Here is a 22,624-nt window from a genome sequence, read left to right as displayed (position 1 = left end):
CATGTCCACCCGACCCGCAAACGTCTGCCGCAGCATGAAACCGGCTCGCCGCCCTCGTCGCGGTGCCAGCGCCGACGCCGGACGTCAGGTCGCGAGGGAAGAAGCGAGTTCGGCAGGCGCTCCTGCGGAGCGGGGCTGCCACGACTCGAAGACGCCGTAGGCGATGATCCGCTCCGCGGTCGACAGCAGCGGATTGCAGCTCGTCATCGTGATCAGACGATCCGTCGGAACGACGTCGCTCGTCCAGGGGACCGGATCGATGACCTGCACTTCGGAGGGCTGCACGTATTCGAGGTTCCGGAACCGATAGGTGTACCAGCCGTCGGCGGTCTCGATGTAGATCGCGTCACCTAGTTGCAGCTCATCGATGAGGTGCATTCCTCCGCCGGCGGCGGAGCGGTGCGCCGCGATCGCGAAGTTCCCCATTTCGCCGGGCATCTGCGTTCCCGGGTAGTGGCCGATGCTGCCCACGTCGAGCACGTTCTCCGCGTCGACGCCCTCAGCGATCGTGCGCACCCACCCCTCGCCGTACCGGGGGATGTAGAGGTTGCCGAACGTGGTGTCCAGAGCTGCGACCGGCGCGATCACCGGGTCACCGGGGACGGCCGGCTCAGCGGTCGGCTCGGACGGCGCCTCCGCGGACGGCGCGTCATCGCCCCAGCTCTGGCGCAGCTCGGCCGCTTGATCTTCCTGCCGCCCTGCGATCACCGCATCGTTCCACCACAGCTGCCAGGCGAGGAACAGCAGAACGAGCACCCCTGCGGTCATCAGCAGCTCACCCAAGACGCCGAAGAAGGACAGGCGGCGACGAGCCGGACGACGTCGGCGCCGCGACACGTCCACGGATGACGAAGCAGTCATGCGCAGGAGTCTAGGTGTGCCGCTCTCACCCGCATCGCTGCTGGAGATCGTTCACCGAACGAGCGATCGCCCTGGTGAAGCTAGCTGCGCGGAGAGGCGTCGTTGTGCCAGTACGCGGCAATTGCCGAGGTTCGCCGCACTACCGCGTCCGCCGAGGCAGGCGCCGGCCACAGATACAGCGCGTACCGGTCAGGCGCCGGATGCGCTTCGTCGGCGACATCTTGTCGCCGGCCCTCTTCCATGCCGGAAGCGCACCACCGGGCCCGATAGGCGGACGCCGTGAGCTGGAACGACGCGGCGGAGTCCCCAGACCATCCGCTAAGCACCGCATCCGGTCCTTCGGGCTGGAAGCTCGCCTCGACGATCTCCTCCCACAAGCCGAGCTCAGGCGCTGTGTCCAACGTGCTGACTCGAACCTGTACGTACCCGGTGTGGATACCTGTCCGCATGAAGAGGGCGCCGGGCAAACTCGCTCCGCACAGCCCATTCTCTTGTCCGTCGAACGCATCACGAGGATCCTCAACCGACGCAGCGCCGGTTGTGAGTTGCAGCTGGGAGTAGTGCGTCCACACGGTTCCATCGAAGACGACTGGCATAACAGCCATCCTCCTCGACGTTCCCAGCGTCGCGTCCCATATGGGGATGGGTCACCGGTCGCTGAACACAGCAGTTGCGTCGACCCTGCCGCTTAGGGGGTAGTGCGGGCGCTTTGTCGTGATGCTCGCCGCTGACGAGTGGTGCCTGTGCTCAGGAATACGAAGCCGACGCCGGTGACAGCGAGGTATGCCGGCGTCAAAAGTGCGCACACGACGACGAGAAGGACCTCCGGGACGGTGAGCGGGTGGTCGAGCGCCGCAAGAAGCGCCGCGCCGGCGACATGGACTGCGGCGGCCACGCCGATGATCCAAGACGCAGGCTTCTGGAGGAGTCCGGCGCGCACTGCCGAGACGGTGGCGAGGACTGGTGCCGCTAGAGCCGTGACGCTGAGTACCCCCATCGTGAGGAGGGGTGATCCGAGCTCGAGCGGCGGGACGAGGCTCGACCACGACAGGTGGAAGGTGGTCCACGCGGCTGCGAGACCGCAGAGTCCGATGACGCCGACGAGGAGTGGTCGGCCGCGCCGCGATGCGGTGATGGCTGTGCACAGCCAGGCGAGAGCGACGAGTGCCGCCGCGAGGAGGACGGGGGCTCCGTAGCTGCGTCCCATGGCGTCGACGTTGCCGCCGCTCGCGAGGGTCATGGCCCGCCCGCCGACCTCAATGACAACAGATCCGTAGGACCAGGCGGCGAGGACAAACGCGATGCCTATCGCGCTGCCGGCGCGTCGGCCGGGCCGACTCGTGGCGGTGAGGGTCTCGCGGATGCCGGCTTGGGCGAGCTCGGCCCGGTCACGTGGTGTCGGTCCGGTTGCTCCGGTCGCGTCGTCCCGGTCGAGGAAAGCGCCGACCACGCTTTCAGCGTTAGCTTCTCGCCATGCTGCCGGGTACCAGCGCAGCGCCCGCCGGTAGCCGTTGAGGTCGGACCCGCTCATGCCGGCGCGATCCTGCCGAGGCGGCGCGCGGCGCTGGACGCGGCGCGCTCGAGCTGCGCCAGGCGTTCAGCGTCGACCGCGAGACGAGCGGCACCGGCGTCGGTCAGCCGGAAGTATCGGCGCCGACGCCCGTTGACCTCCTCGTCACCGTCCGCGGCGACAAGGCCCTGGCGCTCGAGGCGGTCCAGGGCGGCGTAGAGGGTCGGGATCTTTATCGTCATCGCGCCGTCGGAGAGCTCGCGCACCGCCGAGACGATGCCGTAGCCGTGCGCTCGTCCGTCGGCCAGGACCGTCATGATCCACACCCGCGGCTCCCGTATCTCTTCCATTCCCGAAACATACTCTGCGTCACGGAGTATCTCCACCGACGGCACAATCCACAGCCATCCCGTATGGGGATCGTTCACCGGGACAGATCCGACCCGGATGGTCCAGTGCGCTCCTGCCGTTCACGCGTTGGTCCGAGAGTGATGGTGTGCAGACACTGTCGCTCAAGACTTCGGCCGTGATCGCGGGCGCCGTCACTTTCCTCGCGCTCGTTGCGGGCGTCTTCCTCGACGGATTCACGTTCGCGTGCAACGAGTCCCTTCCGCCTCAGTGCACGGGGTTTGACGTCGCGTGGCCGGCTCTGTGCTCTGTCGCCCTCGCGACCCTTGTTCTCCTGGTCGTAGCGATGCGCGCCAGCAGGCGCTCTCACGCTCGATGGAGGTGGCTGTTGCTCGCCTTGGGCGTGGTCGGCGCCGTCACCAGCTGGGTTCTCGCTCTGCGTACCGCCATGATCATCGGTTGAGCAGCCCACGGCACGGTCGAACGACCGCTTGTTCCGTATGGAGATCGTTCATCGGGGCGAGGGGGCGGTGGCCTTCGCTTCGACCGTGTGGATCTAGCTCAGGTTCACCTTCGAGTTCTATGTTGAGCCCATGAAGCGACTCGCGACGTCAGGCCAGTTGGTTGGATGGACAATCGCCTTGCTCGGGGCTGCTGGTGCCGCCGCGTTCCTGGTGCACTGGAGCTCGTGCCTCGGTGGCCTGAACGAGGGTTGCTACAGCGCCACACAGTCAGACTTCACGTGGATCGCCACAACGATCGTCTGGGCCGTCGCCTTCCCGCTCGTGATATTCGGCGCCTTCGTACTCTCGCCAGGACGACCCGTCACGCTGATTGGTGTTGGGCTCCTCATGGTCATCAACCCCCTCACCGACCCTGGAGCGTTCTTTCTCCCGTGGGATGTCGCGGACACCTTGCCCTTTACCGGCGTCGCCACGTCGCTAGCTGCTGTGACTGCAGGTGTCCTCCTGGCCGGATCTTCCTACCGAGCCCGTCGGCCCGATCACAGCCGAGTCGGGAAGCCAGCGCCCGCTGACGTCGCCTACTGACCTTAGATCGGACTTGGGTCGTCCCGTTAGGGGATGGCTTAGAGAGATGCTGAGAGCATCCTCTGCTGTTGGAGCAGGTGGCTTGGGTTCACCTCGCCCAGCGACGCAGCTGGCGCAGCGTCTTGCGGTCCGTGTGAACGAGGCCGACGGTCGGGTGGAACCGGAATTGAGGTGGGGCCTCGACCAGTTGCAGAGCAGCGCGTGCAGACTCTCGTACGGCGTCGACGTCGCGCTTGATCGTGGCCGCGCTGATGCGTGCTAGATGCCACCGGAAAATCTCGGACGAGAGTTGGAAGCCGACCTCGGCCGGCCACGAGTCGAGGTGGGCGATGGCCTCCTCGACGTCTCCTGGACCTCTCCGGGTAAGGAGCACCTCGGCGGCGGCGATGGGTATCGACCCCGATGTGCCGTTCAAGGTCGGATTTTCCTCGATCACCGTCCGGTACTGGTGCAGGGCCTCTTCCGCGTCGCCGGTCTGCACAGCAATGTTTCCTAGCAACTCGCGACTATGCGCGCGTTCAACGGCGAGATCCGGCTCAGGGTAGTCCACTGCTCGGATGAGCAGGGATCGAGCGGCGTCGATCAGGCCTGCGTCACGAAGGGCTATGGCCTTGAGTTTGAGGTACTGCTGACGGTTGTGCGGTCGGGCTCGGCTGAGGCGACGTTCGAACTCGTCACGGTCCGTGGCATCCCATCCAGGATCGCGGTACCAATCATCTGCCACCTCCGAGATGATCCTCTGCACGACGCTGCACGAGCAAGGCCAGACGGGCCGAGCGCAGCGTTCCGTACGGGGATCGCTGGGCGGTTAAGGCTGCGCCGACACCAGCTCGCTAGGCGCGGCGGGTACGGATGGTCGTCTCGGTCCACGGTTGTGGACGGGCTGCGGTTCGCGGTGCAGGCTGTGGCCATGACCGAGGACTCGCGCACGAGCTTGCTGTATTCCGCTGAGGTCGCAGACCGCGCTCTTGCAAGCTTCACGGCGGAGATGATCACCTACACGGGCTTGGACATGGAGACGTTGCTGCTCAGTATGCAGCGGGACGTTCGCCGCAACGGTGTTCCTGATGATGTCGGGCTGTGGGACGACTGGGTTCGTCACCTCTGGGAGGCTTCCGGTTTCTTTCATGACTCAGCGGCGTGGGACCTGCGCGAGGACTTCTTCGAGACCACCGTCAGAGCGGAGGGGCGCGATTATCGGGTGCGCTCACGAGGCGGCAGGGAGTCTGATTGGCCGGCCGATGCCATCGTTCTCTCATTTGAAGGGGGCCAACCCGAGGGTTTCTACTACGACGCGATTGTGAGGTGTCTACGCGCCTGGCTCGATCACAATCCTGACAGCGAGGACAAGACAGTCCTGCTGGCGTTGACATCGGATTGGAACGCCTACTGAGCTCCCGAGGGCGTCGATGACCCCGGGAGCGCAGCCGTCGCGACGCGCGTTGCCCCTCGCCAACGGATTCGTCGCATCTCGCAGACGTTCCATGTCGGTTCTCATCGCTCGAGCGGCTGTCCCGTATGGGGATCGTTCACCGGTACACGCAGACGCGACACCGAGCGCTGTGGAGTTGATCGCTTTGTGGCGGTGTTCTGCGATCACATCATGGCGGCATCGAGTGACCGTCTGGAGTACCCCCTCAACGCAACAGCTTGTGGATCGCCGCGTTGTCTAGCGACCTTGTGACGGAGTTGAGTGTCGCGTCTGACTAAGGCCGAGTCGTTTCGGTTGACTTCGACCGACCCAAATCTCAGAGCTAAATCGGTTCTCAGCAGCGCGAAAACGGGATGTCAGAGCGCGATATGGCGATAACGTTTCGACGGACAGGGTCGAACGAAGGATGATCGGTTCGTCAATTAGAGCCAAGGGCCAATTTGGGGCTACCCGGTCGGAGCACGGGTAGCCCCAAAATCAGATGTTAGCGCCTTCGCTCCGAGCGGACCGGAGTCCTAGACAGAGAGCCTTCATCGTAGAGCGAAAGTCAACTTCATCCTTCAGCCGGTCGTTGCCCCGAATTCGGAGATATTTCCGTCTGCGAAAAGAGTCGCCTTCATCGAGTAGCCGTAGGTGACGATACCGGCCTGGACCTGGTACTGGTCCTCGACGTACCGTTCGGTCTCCGTTCCAGTGTCAGAGCAGGAGACGCCAGTGACCGTGACATTCACAGAGTAATTCGTGAAGCAACTGTGTGAACCAGTGAAGCCGTATCGAGCCTGAGTGACCCACGAGTAGGTACCGTCGAAGTACCAAGTACCGTTCTGCGTACGGCTGTAGGCAGCTCCGTTGGTGAATTGGCTGTAGTGGCGGCCTGTGACCGCTTGGGCCGCAGCCGCGGCAACGAGGCGGTCCTTCTCCTCCGCGGGCAGGTCGGCGGCCTTCGCCTCTTCGACACTCACCACGTATGGCTCGCCCGCGGTGGTGGTGGTCTCAACGACGCAGTCTTCGGCGGTAAGGCCCGACGCCTCACCCGACGCCTGTAGCGACTGGACCTGATCGACGCATTCCTGAACGTAGGTCGTCTCTGTCTCACTGACTGCCGCGGACGCAGGTGTTGCTGCGAGAGCTGTGCCGAGGACCATCGCCCCAGCGCCGATGAGTGAAAGATACTTTCTCATAGATTCCCCCGAATCGTTTGGTCTGATAATACGACCGACGCATGAAATTGCGTCTCGTGACGCAGGCCATCGCGCAGTCAAAGCGGGTCACATTAGAAACCTCGGTTCCACCGTACGTCGGGATTAGGCGCCTCGCAACTGCCCATTCAGGCGCGAGGCCCTCCGTCTCGTGGGGGATGCGAGACGCACTTGATGCGAGTATGGTCGGGCTATGGACATGTCGGCATTGCTCACAAGTATCCTGGTTGCCCTCATTGGGGCCGCCTATGTTGCGATTGCGATACTCGCTCTCGTGCAAATTCTTCGCTCACCGAACGAACTAATCTTGAAGGCCATGTGGGTGGCCGTAGTCATCATCGCCCCCTTCCTCGGTTCGGTCGCCTGGTTCTTCCTTGGAAGAAACCGCGGCCAAACATTGAACCACGGTCGAATGAGATGATTCAGGCTCTTCGCTCGAGGCCGACGCATCCGATTTTGGTGATCGCACGAGTCTGATACGTGGTTCGAATGACCGGAAAACAGTAGCTTTTTGAGACGTGCCTTCCGGCGGTCGCACCACGCTTGACGGATCCGGATTCTCGGGACGTCGGCTGTCTCGGAAAGCCGTCTTGCCGTGTTTCGTCTCAGGAGGGGACGCGGAGGGTGTTTCCGAGTCAGAATGAGGTCGTGAGGCTTCTGGGTTATACACGTGTGAGTACGTCGAGTCAGGACGCGCAGCTGCAGCTCGACGCGCTCGTCGCCGTCGGCGTGCAGAGACGAGACGTCTTCGCGGACGTCACCTCGGGGAGCAAGACCGCGATCGAGCGGACCGGAATGAAAAAGCTCCTCGAGTACGCCGAGGACGGCGACACCGTCGTCGTCTGGCGAGTCGACCGCCTCGGCCGCTCCCTGATCGACGTGCTGAACACGGTGAACCTGCTGCGCGAGCGCGGGGTGCAGGTCCGGTCGATCTCGGACGGCATCGATCCGTCGACGTCAACGGGCCGGCTGATGCTGAATATGCTCGCCACGCTCGCGGAGTACGAGCGCGAACTCATCGTCGAACGGGTCAACGCCGGCATCGCGGCCGCCCGCGCCAACGGCACCCGGTTCGGCCGGCCTCTGTCGGATCCGGTCGTGATCGCAGACAAGCTCGCGATCGCCGCAGATGCGCGAGCGCGCGGTCGCACCGCTGAGGACGCTGCTCGTCTCGTCGGGTGGAGTCGCGCGACGCTCTACCGCCACCAGCAGGCCCACGCAGCCCGCGAGAGCGCAGCGATGTAGCGACTGATGGACGGCCTCGAGCGGTGGCGGATCCTTCGACTTCACGTCGAAGATCAGGTCCCCCTCGCGGCCATCGCCCGCGAGAGCGGCATCGGCACGCGGACGCTGCAGCGCTGGCATCAGCTCTATAAGAGGGACGGGCTCGCCGGGCTCGACGACACTGCGAGGACAGACAAGGGCGGTCGGCGCACGGATCCGGCGACCGTCGCCGCCATCGAGCGGCTCTCCCTGACCCGGCCTCGTCCGTCGATCGCGACGTTGCATCGCCTCACCGTCGAGGAGTGCCTGCGCGACGGCCGGCCGGCGCCGAGCTACGCAACGGTCCGTCAGATCGTGCAGGCCCTCGACCCCGGGCTCGTCACCCTCGCGTTGGAGGGCCCGGCTTCCTATCGCGACCGCCACGAGCTGGTGTTCCGCCGTCGCGCGGAACGGCCGAACCAGATCTGGTAGGCCGACCACACCGAACTCGACATCCTCATCGTCGGAGCGAACGGCAAGCCCGACCGCCCCTGGCTGACGACCGTCATGGATGATCACTCCCGCGCGATCTGCGGCTACATGCTCTTCACCGGAGCACCCTCATCACTGAACACCGCCCTCGCGCTGCGCCAGGCGATCTGGCGCAAGACCGACCCCGCGTGGGCGATGTGCGGAATCCCCGACGTGCTGCACGTCGATCACGGCTCCGACTTCACCAGCCACCACCTCGAGCGCACCGCCGTCGAGCTGCACCTCCGGCTCATCTTCTCCACCGTCGGCCGACCCCAGGGGCGCGGCAAGATCGAGCGCTTCTTCGGCACCATCAACACCGAAGTCCTCCCGACCCTCCCCGGCCACCTCGGCCCCGGGAACCGAAGCCCGCAGCCCGTGCTCGATCTCCCGGGCGTGGACCGGGCGATCGGCGCCTTCATCGCCACCTACAACCAGCGCACCCACCAGGAGATCGGTATCTCCCCGCGCGACGCGTGGGTCGCGGACGGCTGGATGCCCCGCATGCCCGACACCCTCGACGAGCTCGACGGCCTGCTGCTCACCGTGCCCACCCACCGCACCGTGCAACGAGACGGAATCCACTTCCAGGGTCAGCGCTACCTCGCGCCCACCCTCGCCCCGTTCGTCGGACACACCGTCACCATCCGCTACGACCCCCGCGACGTCTCCGAGATCCGCGTCTACGACCGAGACACCTTCATCTGCGTCGCCGTCGACGAAGCCCACCCCAACATCCGCCTCAGCCTCCGCGACATCGAAGCCGCCCGCCGCGCCCGCCGCCACGAACTCCGCCGCACCATCAACGACCGCATCCCCACCGTCGCCCACCGCGAAGAACCCCACCTCGCGGACCCCACCCCGCGCAAGAAACGACTCCGCACCTACGAGGAGGAGTGATGACCCAGAGCTTCATCGTCACCAAGGAACACCGCCGGTTCGCCGAATTCGCGAACGCGGTGAAGAAGGAGCGCACCATCGGCATCTGCCACGGCGACGCCGGAGTCGGCAAGACCAACTCCGCCCGCCGCTACGCGAACTGGGACACCCTCGAGCCCTACCTCACCGCGTGGGGCCCGCGCGGCGAGGACGACGCGAAACACAACGCGCTCGCGTATCGCTCCCGCACCGTCTTCTACACGCCCGAGGTACTGTCGCGACCCAAGGACCTCATGCGGGAGATCGGCAAGTGGCAGGCTCACCTCGGCATCTGCATCGATGAGCACCTCCGCACGATCGGGAAGGTCGCCGGCGTGCACAACGGCGACACCACTCGGTGGGTCGAGATGCTCATCGTCGACGAAGCCGAGCGGCTCACGCCCACCGCGCTCGAGCTGCTCCGCGACGAACACGACCGCACCCACCTCGCGATAATCCTGATCGGCATGCCCGGCATCGACCAGCGCTTCCGCCACTACCCACAGCTCTACAGCCGCCTCGGCTTCTCCCACCGCTACCGCGCCCTCGGCCGAGACGAACTCCTCTTCGTCCTCGACCGACACTGGAAGCGCCTCGGACGCACCCTCAACCCCGACGACTTCACCGACGCCCAAGCCGTCGCCGCCATCGAACGCATCACCCGCGGGAACTTCCGCCTCCTCGAGCGGCTCTTCCCCCAGATCAGCCGCGTCCTCAAGATCAACGAACTCGAGACGATCACCGATGACGTCGTCGAAGCCGCCGCCAGCGTCCTCGTCATCGGGAGCTGAACGGCGCCATCGAGCGATCAGAGAAAGCCGCCATCAAGCGAGCAACTCCACAGCCGCGGGATCCCGCGGCTCGCAGTGTACCGACAACCCCGTCCGATGAAGAGTCCCGCTGAGGCACCCCACCCGGGACGGTACTCGTGGCGACCCGACGAAGGCGAGCTGCTCAGAGGCGCCGCTGCCTGTGTGCTCCGTCCGTCCGTGACGGCGACGTGTTCCGGCGGAACGACGCCCTCGGCGACCTGCGGAAAGACGCCCTCGGCGACCTCCGGGTCGGGCCGCGGCCGTCGCTCGCCGAGACTGAGACGGCGCTCGGCATCGAAAGCGATCCCGGCGACCCTCCCTCCGCCCGGCCGCCCGGCCGCTCGAGCAGCGGGGGAGCGCCCCCGGTCTCGTGGTGAACGTTCACGCGCAGGATACGCGCCGCACTTGTCGCGACCCCTCCCGCCCGCCTAGCGTGGTGCGTGAACGTTCACGCCGACGACGCCGCGAAAGGGTCCCCATGACCGACTCCACCCCGACCACTCCCGCACCCGGCTGGGCCGTGCTCGGCCCCGGCAGCATCGCGCGCCGGTTCCTCTCCCAGCTGCCGGCGAGCGACCGCGGCGCCCGTCTCGTCGCGGCGGGCAGCTCCGACCCGGGGCGCGCCGCGGCCTTCGCCGCCGAGGCCGTCGAGCACGGCTTCACGGACGCGACTGCCGGCGACTACGCCGCGGTCCTCACCGACCCGCGGGTCACCGCGGTCTACATCTCCACCGTGCACACGGGTCACGCCGCGCTCGTCCTGCAGGCGCTCGAGGCCGGCAAGGCCGTGCTCTGCGAGAAGCCGCTCGCCGTCAACCACGGCACGGCGATGGCCCTGGTCGACGCCGCCCGCAGCGCGGGTCTGCCGCTGGTCGAGGCGTACATGTACCGCTTCCACCCGCAGACCGCCGCGCTGCTCGAGCTCGTCCGCGACGGCGCGATCGGCGACGTCGTGCACATCGACGCCTCCTTCTCCTTCCGCACCCCGTCCCGCGAGGGCCGCCTGTACGACGTCGCGACGGCCGGAGGAGGCGTCCTCGACGTCGGCGGGTACACCGTCACCGCCGCGGCGGCCGTGGTGCAGGCCGCGACCGGTGCCGCCGTCGCGGAGCCCGTCGAGTTCGACGCGAAGGGCAGCCTCGGCCCGACCGGCGTCGACGAGTGGAGCGTCGCCCGCGCGACCTACCGGGGCGGCATCACCGCGACCCTCCGCACCGGAGTGGCGTTCGACGACGTGAACGCCCTGACGATCCACGGCACGCGCGGCCGTCTGCACGTGGCCGACCCGTGGTTCGGTGCGTCCGACGCGGGCATCGAGATCAGCGTCGTGGGGGAGGAGCCGCGCATCCTCACGTTCGAGGGGGAGAGCCCCTACGCGCTCGAGGCGGATGCGACGACCGACGCCCTGGCGGCCGGTTCGGTCGAGGCGCCGCAGATGACGCTCGAGGAGACGCTCGCGACGGCCCGCACGCTCGACCGCTGGCGCGCCGCGATCGGCCTGCGCTTCCCGTTCGAGGCCGAGACCGCGGACATCCCGACGGTGTCCGGGCGGCCGCTGCGCGCGGCGTCGGACAGCCCGATGCTCTTCGGCGGGATCCCCGGCGTCGGCAAGCGGATGTCGCGGCTCGTGATGGGCGTCGACAATCAGCCGGATCTGGCGCACGCCTCGGCGATCTTCGACGCGTTCGTCGAGCAGGGCGGCACCGCCTTCGACACCGGCTACATCTACGGCGACGGCGAGATGGAGGGCCGCCTCGGCCGGTGGATCCGCAACCGCGGCATCCGCGAGGACGTCGTCGTGATCACCAAGGGCGCGCACACCCCCTACTGCGATCCGGAGTCGCTCTCCCGGCAGCTGCTCGAGAGCCTCGAGCGGCAGGGCACCGACTACGCCGACATCTACCTGATGCACCGCGACAACCTCGAGGTGCCGGTGGGCGAGTTCGTCGACGTGATGGACGAGCACCAGCGCGCCGGGCGGATCCGCGCCTACGGCGTCTCGAACTGGACGCCGGCGCGCTTCGACGAGGCGCAGGAGTACGCCCGCACTCACGGGCGGGCCGGGTTCCAGGCGCTGAGCGACCACTTCGGCCTGGCCGAGGCGTACGACGTGCCGTGGGAGGGCTGCGTCCACGTCACCGACCGGGCGTCGAAGGAGTGGCTGGTCGAGCGGCAGATCCCGCTGCTGCCGTGGTCCTCGCAGGCCCGCGGCTTCTTCACCGGCCGCGCCCGCCCGGACGACACCAGCGACGCCGAGCTGGTGCGCTGCTACTACGGGCCGGACAACTTCGAGCGCCTGCGCCGGGCCGAGCAGCTGGCGGCCGAGCACGGTGTCGGGGCGACGGCGATCGCGCTGGCCTACGTGCTCGCGCAGCCGTTCCCCACCTTCCCGCTCTTCGGGCCGCGCACGATCACCGAGCTGCGCTCGTCCCTGCGCGGCCTGTCGATCGAGCTGACCCCGGAGCAGACGGCATGGCTCGACCTCCGCGCCTGAGCGGTGCCGAGGCCGGCGGCCGCGCGACGATCCACGACGTCGCGGCCGCCGCCGGGGTCTCCCGCCAGACCGTCACCCGCGCGATGAACGGCATGCCGGGCATCAGCGAGGAGACGAAGCGGCGGGTCCTCGACGCCGCGGAGCAGCTGTCCTACCGCCCGTCGCGGTTCGGCCGCGGCCTGGTCACCGGCGGCGAGCACCAGCTCGGGCTCGTCGTCGACGACCTGCGGAATCCGTGGTCGCCGGAGCTCGCCTCGGCCGTCGTCCGGGTCGCGGCGGCGCGGGGCTGGAACGTGTCGCTCGCGGACGTGGGCCTCGCCGCCGACTCCGACCGGATGATCCAGGCGCTGGGCGCGCAGACCGACGCGGTGATCGGCACCTTCGGCGATCGTGCCGCGGAGTGGATCGAGCGGCTCGGCTCCGTGCCCGTCGTCGAGCTCGACCCGACCGGCGACCCGCTGCGCGCCGCGGTGCTGCTCGACCACTCCGACGCCGTCGAGGCGCTGGCCGAGCACCTGGCGGGAGCGGGCGTGCGGCGCCCGGTGGTCGTCGACGTCTCCCGGGACGCGCGGCCGAGCCGGCGAGCCGAGCTGCTGATCCGGGCCTTCTCCGCGCGCGGACTCGAGGCCTCCGTCGTCCGCGCCGAGGGCCCCACCGCCCAGGCGGCCGCGGACGCGACCGAGCGGATCATCGCCCGGCCCCGGGCCGCGGACGCGATCGTCGCGTTCAACGACCTCTGCGCGCTCGGCGTGCTCTCCGCGTGCCGTCGGGCGGGCGTCGACGTGCCCGGCGACGTCCGGGTGGTCGGCATCGACGGCCTCTCGATCGGGCGGCTGCTCGCCCCGACGCTGACGACCCTCGCCGTCGACCTCGACGAGCTCGCGCGGCACGCCCTCGACCTCGCGGTCGCCATGATCGCCGGCGAGCTCCCCCGGGGCGGCCCGGCCGTCCATCGCACAGTCCGCCACCAGCTGGTGCTCCGCGAGTCCGCTTGATCGCCCGCCGATCGCGCGGACGGACTCGCCCGCGTGCGGCGCGGATCTCCTCGCCGGCGACTCGGTACTCAGCCGCGCGATCCGGTCACCGGTCCGCGGGCTCGTCCAGCGCCGCGAGGATCTTCCTGCGGTCACGGTGCAGCTTCCACCAGCTGACCGTGTGGCGAGCGGTGATCAGGCCGAGCTCCACCAGGTCGCGGAGGCCCTCCTCTACTCGCCGCCCGCCCGCTCCCCGAACTCCACGAGCTTCGCGAACAGGTCCTCGATCAGCCAGCGGGTGTCGAACGCCTCGCAGACCCGGATCGTGTGCGGTCCTGCGTCGGGCAGGAGCTCGCCGTCCGCGGAGAACCGTGGTGCGCGGCGCTCCCGCCAGCGTCCGCCGGCGGGGTTCATCACGGCGCCGATGGCCGGGCTGTCGCCCAGCGACCGGAAGTCGAGCGGCCCGTACGGGATGGTCTCGTTGAACGCGATCAGCTGGTCCACGAGGTAGTCCCCGAGCGGGCTCGTGCCGCGCAGCCGGGTCCGCAGCTCGGCGTGCCCGACTCCGACTCCGGAGTACACGGGCATCGGGATCTGCCACAGGGCGATGCCCGACTCGAGGACGCGGTTCGCGGCGTCGACGTCGTTGATCAGGTTGAACTCGGGGCTGTAGGCGGGGATCTCGTCGTAGGGCGGGCCGCCGACCCAGACGACCACGACGTCGCGGGAGGCGATCGACGGCTCGAGCAGCAGGGCGGCGGCGACGTCGGTCAGCGGCCCGAGCACGGCGATCCACAGTCGGCCGGCGTCGCGCAGCGCCTCCGCGACGATCAGGCGGGCGCCGTCCGACGCCTCGGCGGGCAGGGCCGACTCGGCGCCGTCGACGACGGTCACCGTCGCTCCCGCCAACTCCACGATGCGGTCGATCTCGGCGCGCGACTCCGGCATGCTCCCCGGCCGGCCGAAGTGCGCAGCGACCAGGCCGCGGACGTCGAGGGTCTCGGTCAGCAGCGCCTGGACGATCGCGAACTGGTCGTCGGCCTCGTTCGCCGCGTCGGTGCTGACGATCAGGCGGTGCGGGGGAGGCGGGGTCATGCGGACTCGCGCTGCACGAGGGTCGTCGCGAGGATCGGCTGCCGGTCGACCGGGCGGCCCTGCACGACGGCGACGACGGTCTCGGCGGCGACACGGCCCATGTCCTCCAGGGGCTGCCGGATGGTCGTGAGGGTCGGATCCGAGGTGGTCGCGATGACGACGTCGTCGAAGCCGATGACGGAGACGTCGGCGGGGACGCGGCGGCCGGACGCCTGCAGGACGCGGATCGCGCCGTTGGCCATCAGGTCGGAGGAGGCGAAGACGCCGTCGAGGTCGGGGTGGCGCTGCAGGAGGCGCGCCATCGCGGCGGAACCGCTCTCGAGGGTGAACTCGCCGTGCACGATGGGGCTGGAGTCGAGGCCGAGCTCGGTCAGCTCGTCGCGCCAGCCGCGGATGCGGTCGCGGGCGGGCTCCATGTCGTGCGGGCCGGCGATGATGCCCAGGCGCCGGCGGCCGGAGTCGGCGAGCGCGCGGGCGGCGAGGCGGCCGCCTCCGTAGTTGTCGGAGTCGATGACGATCGCGTCCTCGGGCAGGGCGACGCGAGGGCGGCCGACCCAGGCGATCGGCACGGGGGAGTCGGCCAGCGCCTGGGCGAGGTGGGTGATCTCGTGCTGGAGGATCACGATCGCGCCGTCGACGGCCCGCGAGCGGAGGAAGCGGGGGATGCGGTCGCTGTCGTCGTGGTCGGCGGGCAGCAGCACGGGCTGCACCTCGCCGGCGTAGAGGCCCTTCGCGGCGCCCTTCAGCACCGAGGTGAAGAACGTCCCGGTGAGGCTGTCGAGCTCGTTGAAGGCGACGATCAGGGCGATGGCCCCGGCCCGCCCGCCGCGGAGCATCCGGGCGGCGCTGTTCGCCTCGTAGCCGAGGGACTTCGCGGCGCGCTCGACCGCGGCGGTCATCCGGACGTCGACATTGGTGCCGCCTGCGAGCACCCGGGCGGCGGTGGCGCGCGAGACGCCCGCGGCCTGGGCGACGTCCACCAGCGTGGGTCGAGTCATGCTGCTTCCTTCTGCGAGGGGAGGTTCCGGCTTCCGCGCCTCCCCGCGGAGCACGGTGGGGAGAACGTCGGAGTGAAGACTCGCACGGGGCGGCGGGCGGCCGTCCGGAACTGCTCGATTTGCGAAACTTCCCTTTGATACTAGGCGGAGATCGTTATCTCGCGGAGACCGGTTCTCGCTTGCATCGTGCTCGCGGGCGGGTTAGGTTGGCCGCCAAGAGATCGTTCTCTGAGGCTCGCCCTCACCGAAACCCTGCGAATCCCCAACGAAGAGGAATTGTCGTGAAAAGAAGCCTGACGGCCGTAGCCGCCGCAGCAGCAGTAGTCGCGCTCACCCTGACCGGGTGCTCGTCCGGAGGGGGAGGAGGCGCCTCGGACGACCCGAACGCCGAAGCCACCTTCTGGTCCTTCACCGGCATCAACGCCAAGGACAGCGTCGACGAGTACCTCGCGAAGATGCCCGACGCGAAGATCAAGCTCTCCGAGGTCGGCAGCACGACCGAGACCGCCACCGCCCTCACCGCGGCCCTCGCCGGCGGCAAGGTGCCCGACCTGGTCATGATCCAGAACGACGACCTGCCCCAGTTCGTCGCCAACAGCTCGAACTTCCTCGACCTGCGCACCCTCGGCGGCGACGACGTCGCCTCCACCTACCTCCCGTGGGCCGCCTCCGCCGCGACCGCCGACGACGGCTCCGTCGTGGGCGTCCCGACCGACGTCGGCGGACTGGGCTTCGCCTACCGCGCCGACCTCTTCGAGCAGGCCGGCCTGCCGACCGAGCCCGACCAGGTCGCCGAGCTCTGGAAGGACTGGCCGTCCTTCATCGAGACCGGCAAGAAGTACACCGAGGCGACCGGCAAGCCGTTCGTCGACAACATCGAGACCAGCGTCTTCTTCTCGACCGTCAACCAGGTCTCGGAGAAGTACTACTCGCCCGACGGCGAGCTGGTCTACGACACCAACCCGCAGGTGAAGGACGCGTTCCAGGTCGCCGTGGACACCAAGGACGCCGGCATCAGCGCCGGCATCGCCGCCTGGTCCTCGGGCTGGGCCCCGGGCCGCGCGAACGGCGCCTTCGCCGTGACGATCGCCCCCTCGTGGATCCTCGCCGGCATCAAGACCGACGCCCCCGACACCGCCGGCAACTGGCGCGTCACCAGCGTCCCCGGCATCGGCGGCAACTGGGGCGGCAGCGTCATCGCCATCCCCGCCCGCGCCGAGCACCCCGAGGCCGCCTGGCAGTACATCAAGACGATGATGTCGGCCGAGGGCCAGACCGACCACTTCAAGGCCTCGGGCACGCTGCCCGCCGCCACCGAGGCGGTCGCCAGCGAAGAGGTCCAGTCGTACACCGACCCGTTCTTCGGCGACTCGAAGATCGGCGAGGTCATGGCGACCTCCGTCGAGCAGTTCCCGTCCTTCTACAACGGACCGGACACCACCCCGATCAACGGGGCGCTCCTCAACACCCTCGTCGAGCTGGAGGCCGGCAACGTGACCTCCGACAAGGCGTGGTCGACCGCACTCGACACGGCCAAGCAGGCCATCGGCGGCTGATCGCCCCACCCACCCGAGCGGCCCGGCGCCTCGCGCGCCGGGCCCCTCCCCCCTTTCTCGACGGAGGTACTCCCGTGTCAACGGTGACAGCAGCACCACCCCGCAAGCAGCGCAAGCAGCCCAGCGCGCCGGTCCAGAAGGCCGCGCGGATCCGCAACTCCCTCTCGGAGCGGATCGCCCCCTACGCGTACGTCGCGCCCTTCTTCATCATCTTCATCGTCTTCGGGCTCTTCCCGCTCCTGTTCACGTTCTACGTCTCGCTCTTCGACTGGAACCCGATCGGCGAGCAGACCTTCGTCGGCATCGCGAACTTCCAGCAGCTCTTCGCCGACTCCCGGTTCTGGAACGCGCTGGTCAACACCTTCGGCATCTTCATCATCTCGACGGTGCCCCAGCTGCTGTTCGCCCTCTTCCTCGCGCACCTGCTGAACCACGCCCGCCTCCGCTGGGCGAACTTCTTCCGCATGGCGCTGCTGGTGCCGTACATCACCTCCGTCGCGGCGACCGCGATCGTGTTCGCGCAGATCTTCGACAAGAACTTCGGCCTGATCAACTGGTTCCTCGGCATCTTCGGACTGCCGTCGATCAACTTCCTCGCCACGAACTACGGCTCCTGGATCGTCATCTCGACGATGGTCTTCTGGCGCTGGTTCGGCTACAACACGCTCCTCTACCTGGCGGGCCTGCAGTCGCTGCCCCGCGAGATGTTCGAGGCGGCCTCCGTCGACGGCGCGTCCAGCTGGCAGCAGTTCCGCCACCTGACCATCCCGGCGCTGCGCCCGATCATCGTCTTCACCGTGATCATGTCGACCATCGGCGGTCTGCAGATCTTCACGGAGGCGCTCCTGGTGGCTCCCGAATCGGGCCTGACCTGCGGCGCCGGCCGGCAGTGCCAGACGCTGGCGCTCTTCCTCTACGAGCAGGGCTTCGGCCAGTTCAAGTTCGGCTACGGATCCGCCATCGGCGTCGTGCTGTTCGTGATCGTGGTCCTCGTCTCCCTCCTCAACTTCTACCTCTCCACCCGCACCCGGAAGGAGGCCGTCTGATGTCGGATGTGATCGACCAGGCCGTCCCGCAGACGCTGGCCCCCACGGTCCAGAAGGCACAGCTGCCGAAGCGGCGCGGGAAGGGCGGCGGAGTCGGCTGGCCGACCTACGTCTTCCTCGTGATCGCGGTGCTCGTCTCGATCTTCCCGCTCTACTACATGTTCGTCGTCGCGTCGGTCGGAGCGACCGCCGTCACGTCGATCCCGCCGCGCCTGTACCCGGGCACGAACTTCATGGCGATCGCCGAGAAGGTGTTCGACACCGTCCCGTTCATCGCCTCGATGCTGAACAGCCTCATCGTGTCGCTGAGCATCGCCGTCATCTCGGCGATCCTCTGCGCGATGGCCGGCTTCGCCTTCGCGAAGCTGCAGTTCCCGGGCCGCAACGTGCTGTTCCTGATCGTGCTGCTGACCATGACGGTGCCGGCGCAGCTGAGCATCATCCCGCAGTACCTGATCGTCTCGGCGCTCGACTGGGTCGACACCCTCCAGGCGATCATCGTGCCGGGCCTGGCCAGCGCCTTCGGCATCTTCTGGATGCGGCAGCACATGTCCACGACGGTCAGCGACGAGCTGATCCAGGCGGCCCGCATCGACGGCGCCAACTCGTGGCAGCTGTTCTGGCGCATCGCCTTCCCGGTGGTCCGCCCCGCGGCGTTCGTCCTCGGACTGATCACCTTCACCGCGGTCTGGAACGACTTCATGTGGCCGTTCATCGTCCTCAAGTCGCCGGAGCTGTTCACGGTGCAGATCGCGCTGAAGCAGCTGCAGGCCAACCGCTCGATCGACGTCGCCCTGGCGATGGGCGGATCGTTCATGGCCACCCTCCCGCTGCTGATCGCGTTCTTCTTCGTCGGCCGCCGGATGGTGTCCGGGATCATGGACGGGGCGTTCAAGGGCTGATGCACGACGCTTCCCCAGCACTGCCCGGGACGGACGCCGCGCGTCCTCCCGGGCGGGACTGGCGGGACCGCGCTCTGCCTCCGGCCGAGCGCGCCCGCCTCCTGACCCAGGAACTCACCCTCGAGGAGAAGGCGGCGCAGCTCGGCTCCGTCTGGCTCACCGACTCCGCCGACGACTTCGCCCCGAAGCTCGACGACGGGCCCGCCGCGGGCGACGACCTCTTCACCGGCGGCCTCGGCCAGCTGACCCGCGTGTTCGGCACCGAGCCGGTCACCGTCCCCGAGGGCGTCCGCCGGCTCCGCGAGCTGCAGGAGCGCGTGGTCGCCGGCAGCCGCCTCGGCATCCCGGCCATCGCGCACGAGGAGTGCCTCACCGGGCTGGCCGCGTACGGCGCGACCGCGTTCCCCACTCCGCTCGCCTGGGCGGCGACCTTCCATGAGGAGCTCGTGGGCGAGATGGCGGAGGCGATCGGCTCGGACATGCGCGCCCTCGGCATCCACCAGGGCCTCGCCCCGGTCGTCGACGTCGTGAAGGACTACCGCTGGGGCCGCGTCGAGGAGACCCTCGGCGAGGACCCGTACCTGGTCTCGCAGCTCGGCGCCGCCTACGTCGCGGGGCTGGAGGGGACCGGCGTCGTCGCGACGCTGAAGCACTTCGCCGGGTACGCCGCCTCCCGCGGCGCCCACAACCACGGACCCGTGAGCATGGGGCCGCGCGAGCTCGCCGACACGGTGCTGCCTCCGTTCGAGGCCGCCCTGCGGCACGGCGGAGCCCGCAGCGTGATGACCTCGTACACCGACATCGACGGCGTGCCCAGCAGCGCCAGCCGGCACCTGCTGACGACGCTGCTCCGCGACCGCTGGGGCTTCGAGGGCACGGTCGTCGCCGACTACTGGGCGGTGCCGTTCCTCCAGGCCATGCACCACGTCGCGGTCGACGCGGCCGACGCGGGGCGCCTGGCGCTGCACGCCGGGGTCGACGTCGAGCTGCCGCAGACGGCGGCGTACGGCGAGCTGCCGCGCCTGATCCGCGAGGGCGTCGTCGACGAGGCCGACCTCGACCGCTCCGTGGCCAGGCACCTCCGCCACAAGTTCGAGGCGGGCCTGCTCGACGGCGGCCCGCTGGTGCCCGAGGGAGCCGAGGACGTCGACCTCGACAGCGCCCGCAACCGCGCGATCTCGTCGCGGATCGCGGAGGAGTCGGTCGTGCTGCTGCGCGACGAGAACGTCGCGAGGCTGCTGTCCTCCGGCTCGCTCGCCGTCGTGGGACCGGCCGCGGACCAGTTCCGCAGCCTGGTCGGCTGCTACGCGTTCCCCAACCACGTGCTCTCCAAGCACCCCGGCCACGACCTCGGGCTGTCGATCCCGACGGTGCTGACGGCGCTGCAGGAGGAGTTCGGAGCGTCGCGCGTGCGCTTCGCGGAGGGCGGCTCGATCACCTCCGCGTCGACCGACGGCGTGCAGGAGGCGGTGGACCTCGTCCGCGGCTCCGATGCGGCGGTCGTCGTGGTCGGCGACATCGCCGGGCTCTTCGGCGACGGCACCTCGGGCGAGGGCTGCGACGCGGCCGACCTCCGCCTCCCCGGAGCGCAGGAGCCGCTGGTGACGGCCGTGCTCGAGACCGGCGTGCCCACCGTGGTGGTCGTCCTCTCGGGCCGGCCCTACGCGCTCGGGGCGTTCGGAGCGGCGCGCGGACTCGTGCAGGCGTTCTTCCCGGGAGCGGACGGGGCGGCTGCGGTCGCCGGCGTGCTCTCGGGCCGCGTGGCTCCGACCGGGCGGCTGCCCGTGCAGATCCCGCGGCTCCCGTCCGCGTCGACCACGTACCTGCAGCCGTCGCTCGGGCTCTCGAACCCCGGGATCACGGCGCTGGACGCGACTCCGCTCTACCCGTTCGGCTACGGGCTGACCCGCGGCGCGGTGACGTATACGGAGCTGGCGACGGCGGCGGAGCTGCCGGTCGGCGGATCGCTCGACGTGGCGGTATCGCTCCGGAACGACGGCGCCGACACGGTCGAGGTGGTGCAGCTCTACGCGGGCTACCCGACCTCGGCGGTGGTGCGGCCGGTCGCGCAGCTCATCGGCTTCGCGCGCGTGCCGATCGCGGCGGGCGAGACGCTGACGGTGCACTTCCACGTCGACGCGGCCCGGCTCGCGGTGACGGGGGAGGACGGCCGGCTCGCCGTGGACCCGGGGCCGCTGCGGCTGACGGCCGGCGCCTCGGCGGCGGACGCGGCGGTGACGGCGGAGGTGTCGATCACAGGGGAGCGGCGGTTCCTCGCCGAGCGGGCGCTGCGGACCCCCTGGTCGGTGGCGCGGGACTGAGCGGTCGGCGCCTCAGGGGGGAGGCGCCGGCCGCTCGCGGGGGCGGGCCGGTGGTGCCGGCTCGCGTCCGCGGAAGTCGCGGTACTCGCGCGCGAGACCTGCGACTTCTGCGGGGTCGGCGGCCCGGAGCGCGACGGCCGCGTAGCACCGGAGGCGCACAGCGCAAGGGGCCCGCGCGAGCCGGGGGCCCGGCCTAGCGTGGAAGGAGCGGCGCCGCCGGTGGCGGCCCGCGGAGAAGACCGATGCAGAGGAGAGTCATGCCCGCCCTGACCGACACGTTCACGCTGTCCAACGGAGTCGCCATCCCGAAGATCGGGTTCGGCACCTGGCAGATCCCCGACGGCCCCGAGGCCTACGACGCGACGACCGCCGCGCTCGAGGCGGGCTACCGCCACATCGACACCGCCCGCGCCTACGGCAACGAGGCGAGCGTCGCCCGGGCACTGCGCGACAGCGGCGTCCCGCGCGACGAGGTGTTCATCACCACCAAGCTCCCGGCCGAGGTGAAGGACTACGAGGGCGCGAAGGCGAGCTTCGAGACCACCATGGCGGCGCTCGAGCTCGACCACGTCGACCTGTACCTCATCCACGCCCCGTGGCCCTGGCAGGACATGGGCTCCGACCACCGCGAGGGCAACATCGCGGCGTGGAAGGCGATGGAGGAGATCCTCGAGGCCGGTCGCTCGCGCGCCATCGGCGTCTCGAACTTCCAGGTCGCCGATCTGGAGTCGCTGATCGCGGCGACCGACGTGGTGCCGCACGCCAACCAGATCCGCTGGTTCGTCGGCAACACCCAGGACGAGACGACCGCGTACTGCAAGGAGCACGGCATCCTCGTCGAGGGGTACTCGCCCTCGCGACGGGCGGCCTGCTCGACAACTCCGACATCGGCGAGATCGCTGCGAAGTACGACAAGTCGGTGGCGCAGCTCTGCATCCGCTACCTGCTCGAGAAGGACGTGCTGCCGTTGCCGAAGTCGACGACGCCCTCGCGCATCGTCGAGAACGCCGACGTCGACTTCGAGATCTCGTCCGAGGACCTCGCCCACCTCGACTCGCTCGTCGACACGGAGTCCTGACCCGCGGGCGCCTGCTCCTGACGGTCCGGAGGCCGTCGCACTCGAGCTCGAGCGCGGCGGCCTCCGTCGTCTCTTCGCATCGGCCGCCGCCGCCGCCTCCGCCGCCGACTCCGCTCGCGAGTGCGCAGGAGTTGTCGCACTCGAAGTCGAGTGCGACAAGTCCTGGCTTCTCGCCGGACTCCTCCGATCGCGGTTCCGCGAGTGCGCAGGAGTTGTCGCAGTCGGTCTCGAGTGCGACGACTAATGGCTTCTCGCCGAGGCGAGCCGGGGCGAGGCGGGGCGAGGCGGGGCGAGGCG

Annotated in this window: 20 protein-coding genes and 2 pseudogenes; 14 read left to right on the top strand and 8 right to left on the bottom strand. The window is 69.1% G+C overall.

Annotated elements, in window-relative coordinates; all coding sequences use genetic code 11:
• Positions 1–84: 84 nt before the first annotated feature.
• From C5C30_RS16020 to C5C30_RS16005, 4 genes are all read right to left on the bottom strand, one after another.
• On the bottom strand, positions 85–861 hold the full coding sequence (locus C5C30_RS16020; protein ID WP_104277483.1) for a class E sortase: 777 nt from the start codon (positions 859–861) through the stop codon (positions 85–87).
• Positions 862–941: 80 nt separating this feature from the next.
• Entirely contained in the window at positions 942–1,457 is a 516-nt protein-coding gene (locus tag C5C30_RS16015) for a hypothetical protein (RefSeq protein WP_104234405.1), read from the bottom strand.
• A gap of 92 nt (positions 1,458–1,549) precedes the next feature.
• Positions 1,550–2,392, bottom strand: a complete 843-nt coding sequence (locus C5C30_RS16010) for a hypothetical protein (protein ID WP_104334086.1) — start codon at positions 2,390–2,392, stop codon at positions 1,550–1,552.
• Positions 2,389–2,799 carry a PadR family transcriptional regulator gene (locus C5C30_RS16005; RefSeq protein WP_219827810.1) on the bottom strand — a complete coding sequence of 137 codons (411 nt, stop codon included), beginning with the start codon at positions 2,797–2,799 and terminating at the stop codon, positions 2,389–2,391. The genes C5C30_RS16010 and C5C30_RS16005 overlap by 4 nt, the downstream gene beginning before the upstream one ends.
• 98 nt (positions 2,800–2,897) lie before the next feature.
• On the opposite strand from C5C30_RS16005, the gene C5C30_RS16000 reads away from it, so the two are divergent.
• Both C5C30_RS16000 and C5C30_RS15995 read left to right on the top strand, forming a co-directional pair.
• A complete protein-coding gene (locus C5C30_RS16000; RefSeq protein ID WP_146081561.1) occupies positions 2,898–3,182 on the top strand; it encodes a DUF1345 domain-containing protein in 285 nt (94 codons plus the stop codon).
• 130 nt (positions 3,183–3,312) lie between these two features.
• Positions 3,313–3,768, top strand: a complete 456-nt coding sequence (locus tag C5C30_RS15995; RefSeq protein WP_104224249.1) for a hypothetical protein — start codon at positions 3,313–3,315, stop codon at positions 3,766–3,768.
• 88 nt (positions 3,769–3,856) lie between these two features.
• Here C5C30_RS15995 and C5C30_RS17440 read toward each other — a convergent pair whose 3' ends face one another.
• On the bottom strand, positions 3,857–4,492 hold the full coding sequence (locus tag C5C30_RS17440) for a hypothetical protein (protein WP_146081560.1): 636 nt from the start codon (positions 4,490–4,492) through the stop codon (positions 3,857–3,859).
• A gap of 186 nt (positions 4,493–4,678) precedes the next feature.
• Between C5C30_RS17440 and C5C30_RS15985 the strand changes: the two genes are divergently transcribed.
• On the top strand, positions 4,679–5,161 hold the full coding sequence (locus C5C30_RS15985; RefSeq protein WP_146081559.1) for a hypothetical protein: 483 nt from the start codon (positions 4,679–4,681) through the stop codon (positions 5,159–5,161).
• Between the two features lie 599 nt (positions 5,162–5,760).
• On the opposite strand, the gene C5C30_RS15980 is transcribed toward C5C30_RS15985, so the two are convergent.
• On the bottom strand, positions 5,761–6,381 hold the full coding sequence (locus C5C30_RS15980; RefSeq protein WP_104334082.1) for a hypothetical protein: 621 nt from the start codon (positions 6,379–6,381) through the stop codon (positions 5,761–5,763).
• A 211-nt stretch (positions 6,382–6,592) separates the two neighbouring features.
• Between C5C30_RS15980 and C5C30_RS18245 the strand changes: the two genes are divergently transcribed.
• From C5C30_RS18245 to C5C30_RS15945, 6 genes and pseudogenes are all read left to right on the top strand, one after another.
• Entirely contained in the window at positions 6,593–6,820 is a 228-nt protein-coding gene (locus C5C30_RS18245; RefSeq protein ID WP_104260274.1) for a PLD nuclease N-terminal domain-containing protein, read from the top strand.
• Between the two features lie 227 nt (positions 6,821–7,047).
• A complete protein-coding gene (locus C5C30_RS15970) occupies positions 7,048–7,644 on the top strand; it encodes a recombinase family protein (RefSeq protein ID WP_104334081.1) in 597 nt (198 codons plus the stop codon).
• Positions 7,645–7,650: 6 nt separating this feature from the next.
• Positions 7,651–9,033: pseudogene (locus C5C30_RS15965) on the top strand (Mu transposase C-terminal domain-containing protein).
• Positions 9,033–9,842: an AAA family ATPase gene (locus tag C5C30_RS15960; protein WP_104334080.1), complete on the top strand. Its 810-nt coding sequence runs from the start codon at positions 9,033–9,035 to the stop codon at positions 9,840–9,842. The pseudogene C5C30_RS15965 and the gene C5C30_RS15960 overlap by 1 nt, the downstream one beginning before the upstream one ends.
• A 499-nt stretch (positions 9,843–10,341) precedes the next feature.
• Positions 10,342–12,357, top strand: a complete 2,016-nt coding sequence (locus C5C30_RS15950; protein ID WP_104334079.1) for an aldo/keto reductase — start codon at positions 10,342–10,344, stop codon at positions 12,355–12,357.
• Positions 12,336–13,352: a LacI family DNA-binding transcriptional regulator gene (locus C5C30_RS15945; protein WP_104334078.1), complete on the top strand. Its 1,017-nt coding sequence runs from the start codon at positions 12,336–12,338 to the stop codon at positions 13,350–13,352. Before C5C30_RS15950 ends, C5C30_RS15945 begins: the two co-directional genes overlap by 22 nt.
• A gap of 210 nt (positions 13,353–13,562) precedes the next feature.
• On the opposite strand, the gene C5C30_RS15940 is transcribed toward C5C30_RS15945, so the two are convergent.
• Complete coding sequence (locus tag C5C30_RS15940; protein ID WP_104334077.1) at positions 13,563–14,426, bottom strand: nucleoside hydrolase; 864 nt, start codon at positions 14,424–14,426, stop codon at positions 13,563–13,565.
• Positions 14,423–15,424: a LacI family DNA-binding transcriptional regulator gene (locus C5C30_RS15935; protein ID WP_104261720.1), complete on the bottom strand. Its 1,002-nt coding sequence runs from the start codon at positions 15,422–15,424 to the stop codon at positions 14,423–14,425. Before C5C30_RS15935 ends, C5C30_RS15940 begins: the two co-directional genes overlap by 4 nt.
• A gap of 281 nt (positions 15,425–15,705) precedes the next feature.
• On the opposite strand from C5C30_RS15935, the gene C5C30_RS15930 reads away from it, so the two are divergent.
• From C5C30_RS15930 to C5C30_RS15910, 5 genes and pseudogenes are all read left to right on the top strand, one after another.
• A complete protein-coding gene (locus C5C30_RS15930) occupies positions 15,706–16,980 on the top strand; it encodes an extracellular solute-binding protein (RefSeq protein WP_104226495.1) in 1,275 nt (424 codons plus the stop codon).
• A gap of 83 nt (positions 16,981–17,063) precedes the next feature.
• Entirely contained in the window at positions 17,064–18,026 is a 963-nt protein-coding gene (locus tag C5C30_RS15925; RefSeq protein ID WP_104224677.1) for a carbohydrate ABC transporter permease, read from the top strand.
• The gene (locus C5C30_RS15920; protein ID WP_104224678.1) at positions 18,026–18,928 is read left to right on the top strand and encodes a carbohydrate ABC transporter permease; all 903 of its coding nucleotides are present in this window, start codon (positions 18,026–18,028) and stop codon (positions 18,926–18,928) included. The genes C5C30_RS15925 and C5C30_RS15920 overlap by 1 nt, the downstream gene beginning before the upstream one ends.
• The gene (locus C5C30_RS15915; RefSeq protein WP_104334076.1) at positions 18,928–21,249 is read left to right on the top strand and encodes a glycoside hydrolase family 3 N-terminal domain-containing protein; all 2,322 of its coding nucleotides are present in this window, start codon (positions 18,928–18,930) and stop codon (positions 21,247–21,249) included. The genes C5C30_RS15920 and C5C30_RS15915 overlap by 1 nt, the downstream gene beginning before the upstream one ends.
• A 242-nt stretch (positions 21,250–21,491) precedes the next feature.
• A pseudogene (locus C5C30_RS15910) lies at positions 21,492–22,327 on the top strand (aldo/keto reductase).
• The last annotated feature ends 297 nt before the right edge of the window (positions 22,328–22,624 follow it).

This window comes from Rathayibacter sp. AY2B5 (genome assembly GCF_002931645.1).
Lineage (GTDB): Bacteria > Actinomycetota > Actinomycetes > Actinomycetales > Microbacteriaceae > Rathayibacter.
The sequence above is the reverse complement of the archived record's forward strand: the minus strand, read 5'-3'. Positions and strand labels throughout refer to the sequence as shown.

Coding starts and splice junctions, on each gene's coding strand:
- C5C30_RS16020 (WP_104277483.1), bottom strand. CDS start 861: ATGACTGCTTCGTCATCCGTGGACGTGTCGCGGCGCCGACGTCGTCCG.
- C5C30_RS16015 (WP_104234405.1), bottom strand. CDS start 1,457: ATGCCAGTCGTCTTCGATGGAACCGTGTGGACGCACTACTCCCAGCTG.
- C5C30_RS16010 (WP_104334086.1), bottom strand. CDS start 2,392: ATGAGCGGGTCCGACCTCAACGGCTACCGGCGGGCGCTGCGCTGGTAC.
- C5C30_RS15995 (WP_104224249.1), top strand. CDS start 3,313: ATGAAGCGACTCGCGACGTCAGGCCAGTTGGTTGGATGGACAATCGCC.
- C5C30_RS15985 (WP_146081559.1), top strand. CDS start 4,679: ATGACCGAGGACTCGCGCACGAGCTTGCTGTATTCCGCTGAGGTCGCA.
- C5C30_RS15980 (WP_104334082.1), bottom strand. CDS start 6,381: ATGAGAAAGTATCTTTCACTCATCGGCGCTGGGGCGATGGTCCTCGGC.
- C5C30_RS18245 (WP_104260274.1), top strand. CDS start 6,593: ATGGACATGTCGGCATTGCTCACAAGTATCCTGGTTGCCCTCATTGGG.
- C5C30_RS15960 (WP_104334080.1), top strand. CDS start 9,033: ATGACCCAGAGCTTCATCGTCACCAAGGAACACCGCCGGTTCGCCGAA.
- C5C30_RS15950 (WP_104334079.1), top strand. CDS start 10,342: ATGACCGACTCCACCCCGACCACTCCCGCACCCGGCTGGGCCGTGCTC.
- C5C30_RS15945 (WP_104334078.1), top strand. CDS start 12,336: ATGGCTCGACCTCCGCGCCTGAGCGGTGCCGAGGCCGGCGGCCGCGCG.
- C5C30_RS15940 (WP_104334077.1), bottom strand. CDS start 14,426: ATGACCCCGCCTCCCCCGCACCGCCTGATCGTCAGCACCGACGCGGCG.
- C5C30_RS15935 (WP_104261720.1), bottom strand. CDS start 15,424: ATGACTCGACCCACGCTGGTGGACGTCGCCCAGGCCGCGGGCGTCTCG.
- C5C30_RS15920 (WP_104224678.1), top strand. CDS start 18,026: ATGTCGGATGTGATCGACCAGGCCGTCCCGCAGACGCTGGCCCCCACG.
- C5C30_RS15915 (WP_104334076.1), top strand. CDS start 18,928: ATGCACGACGCTTCCCCAGCACTGCCCGGGACGGACGCCGCGCGTCCT.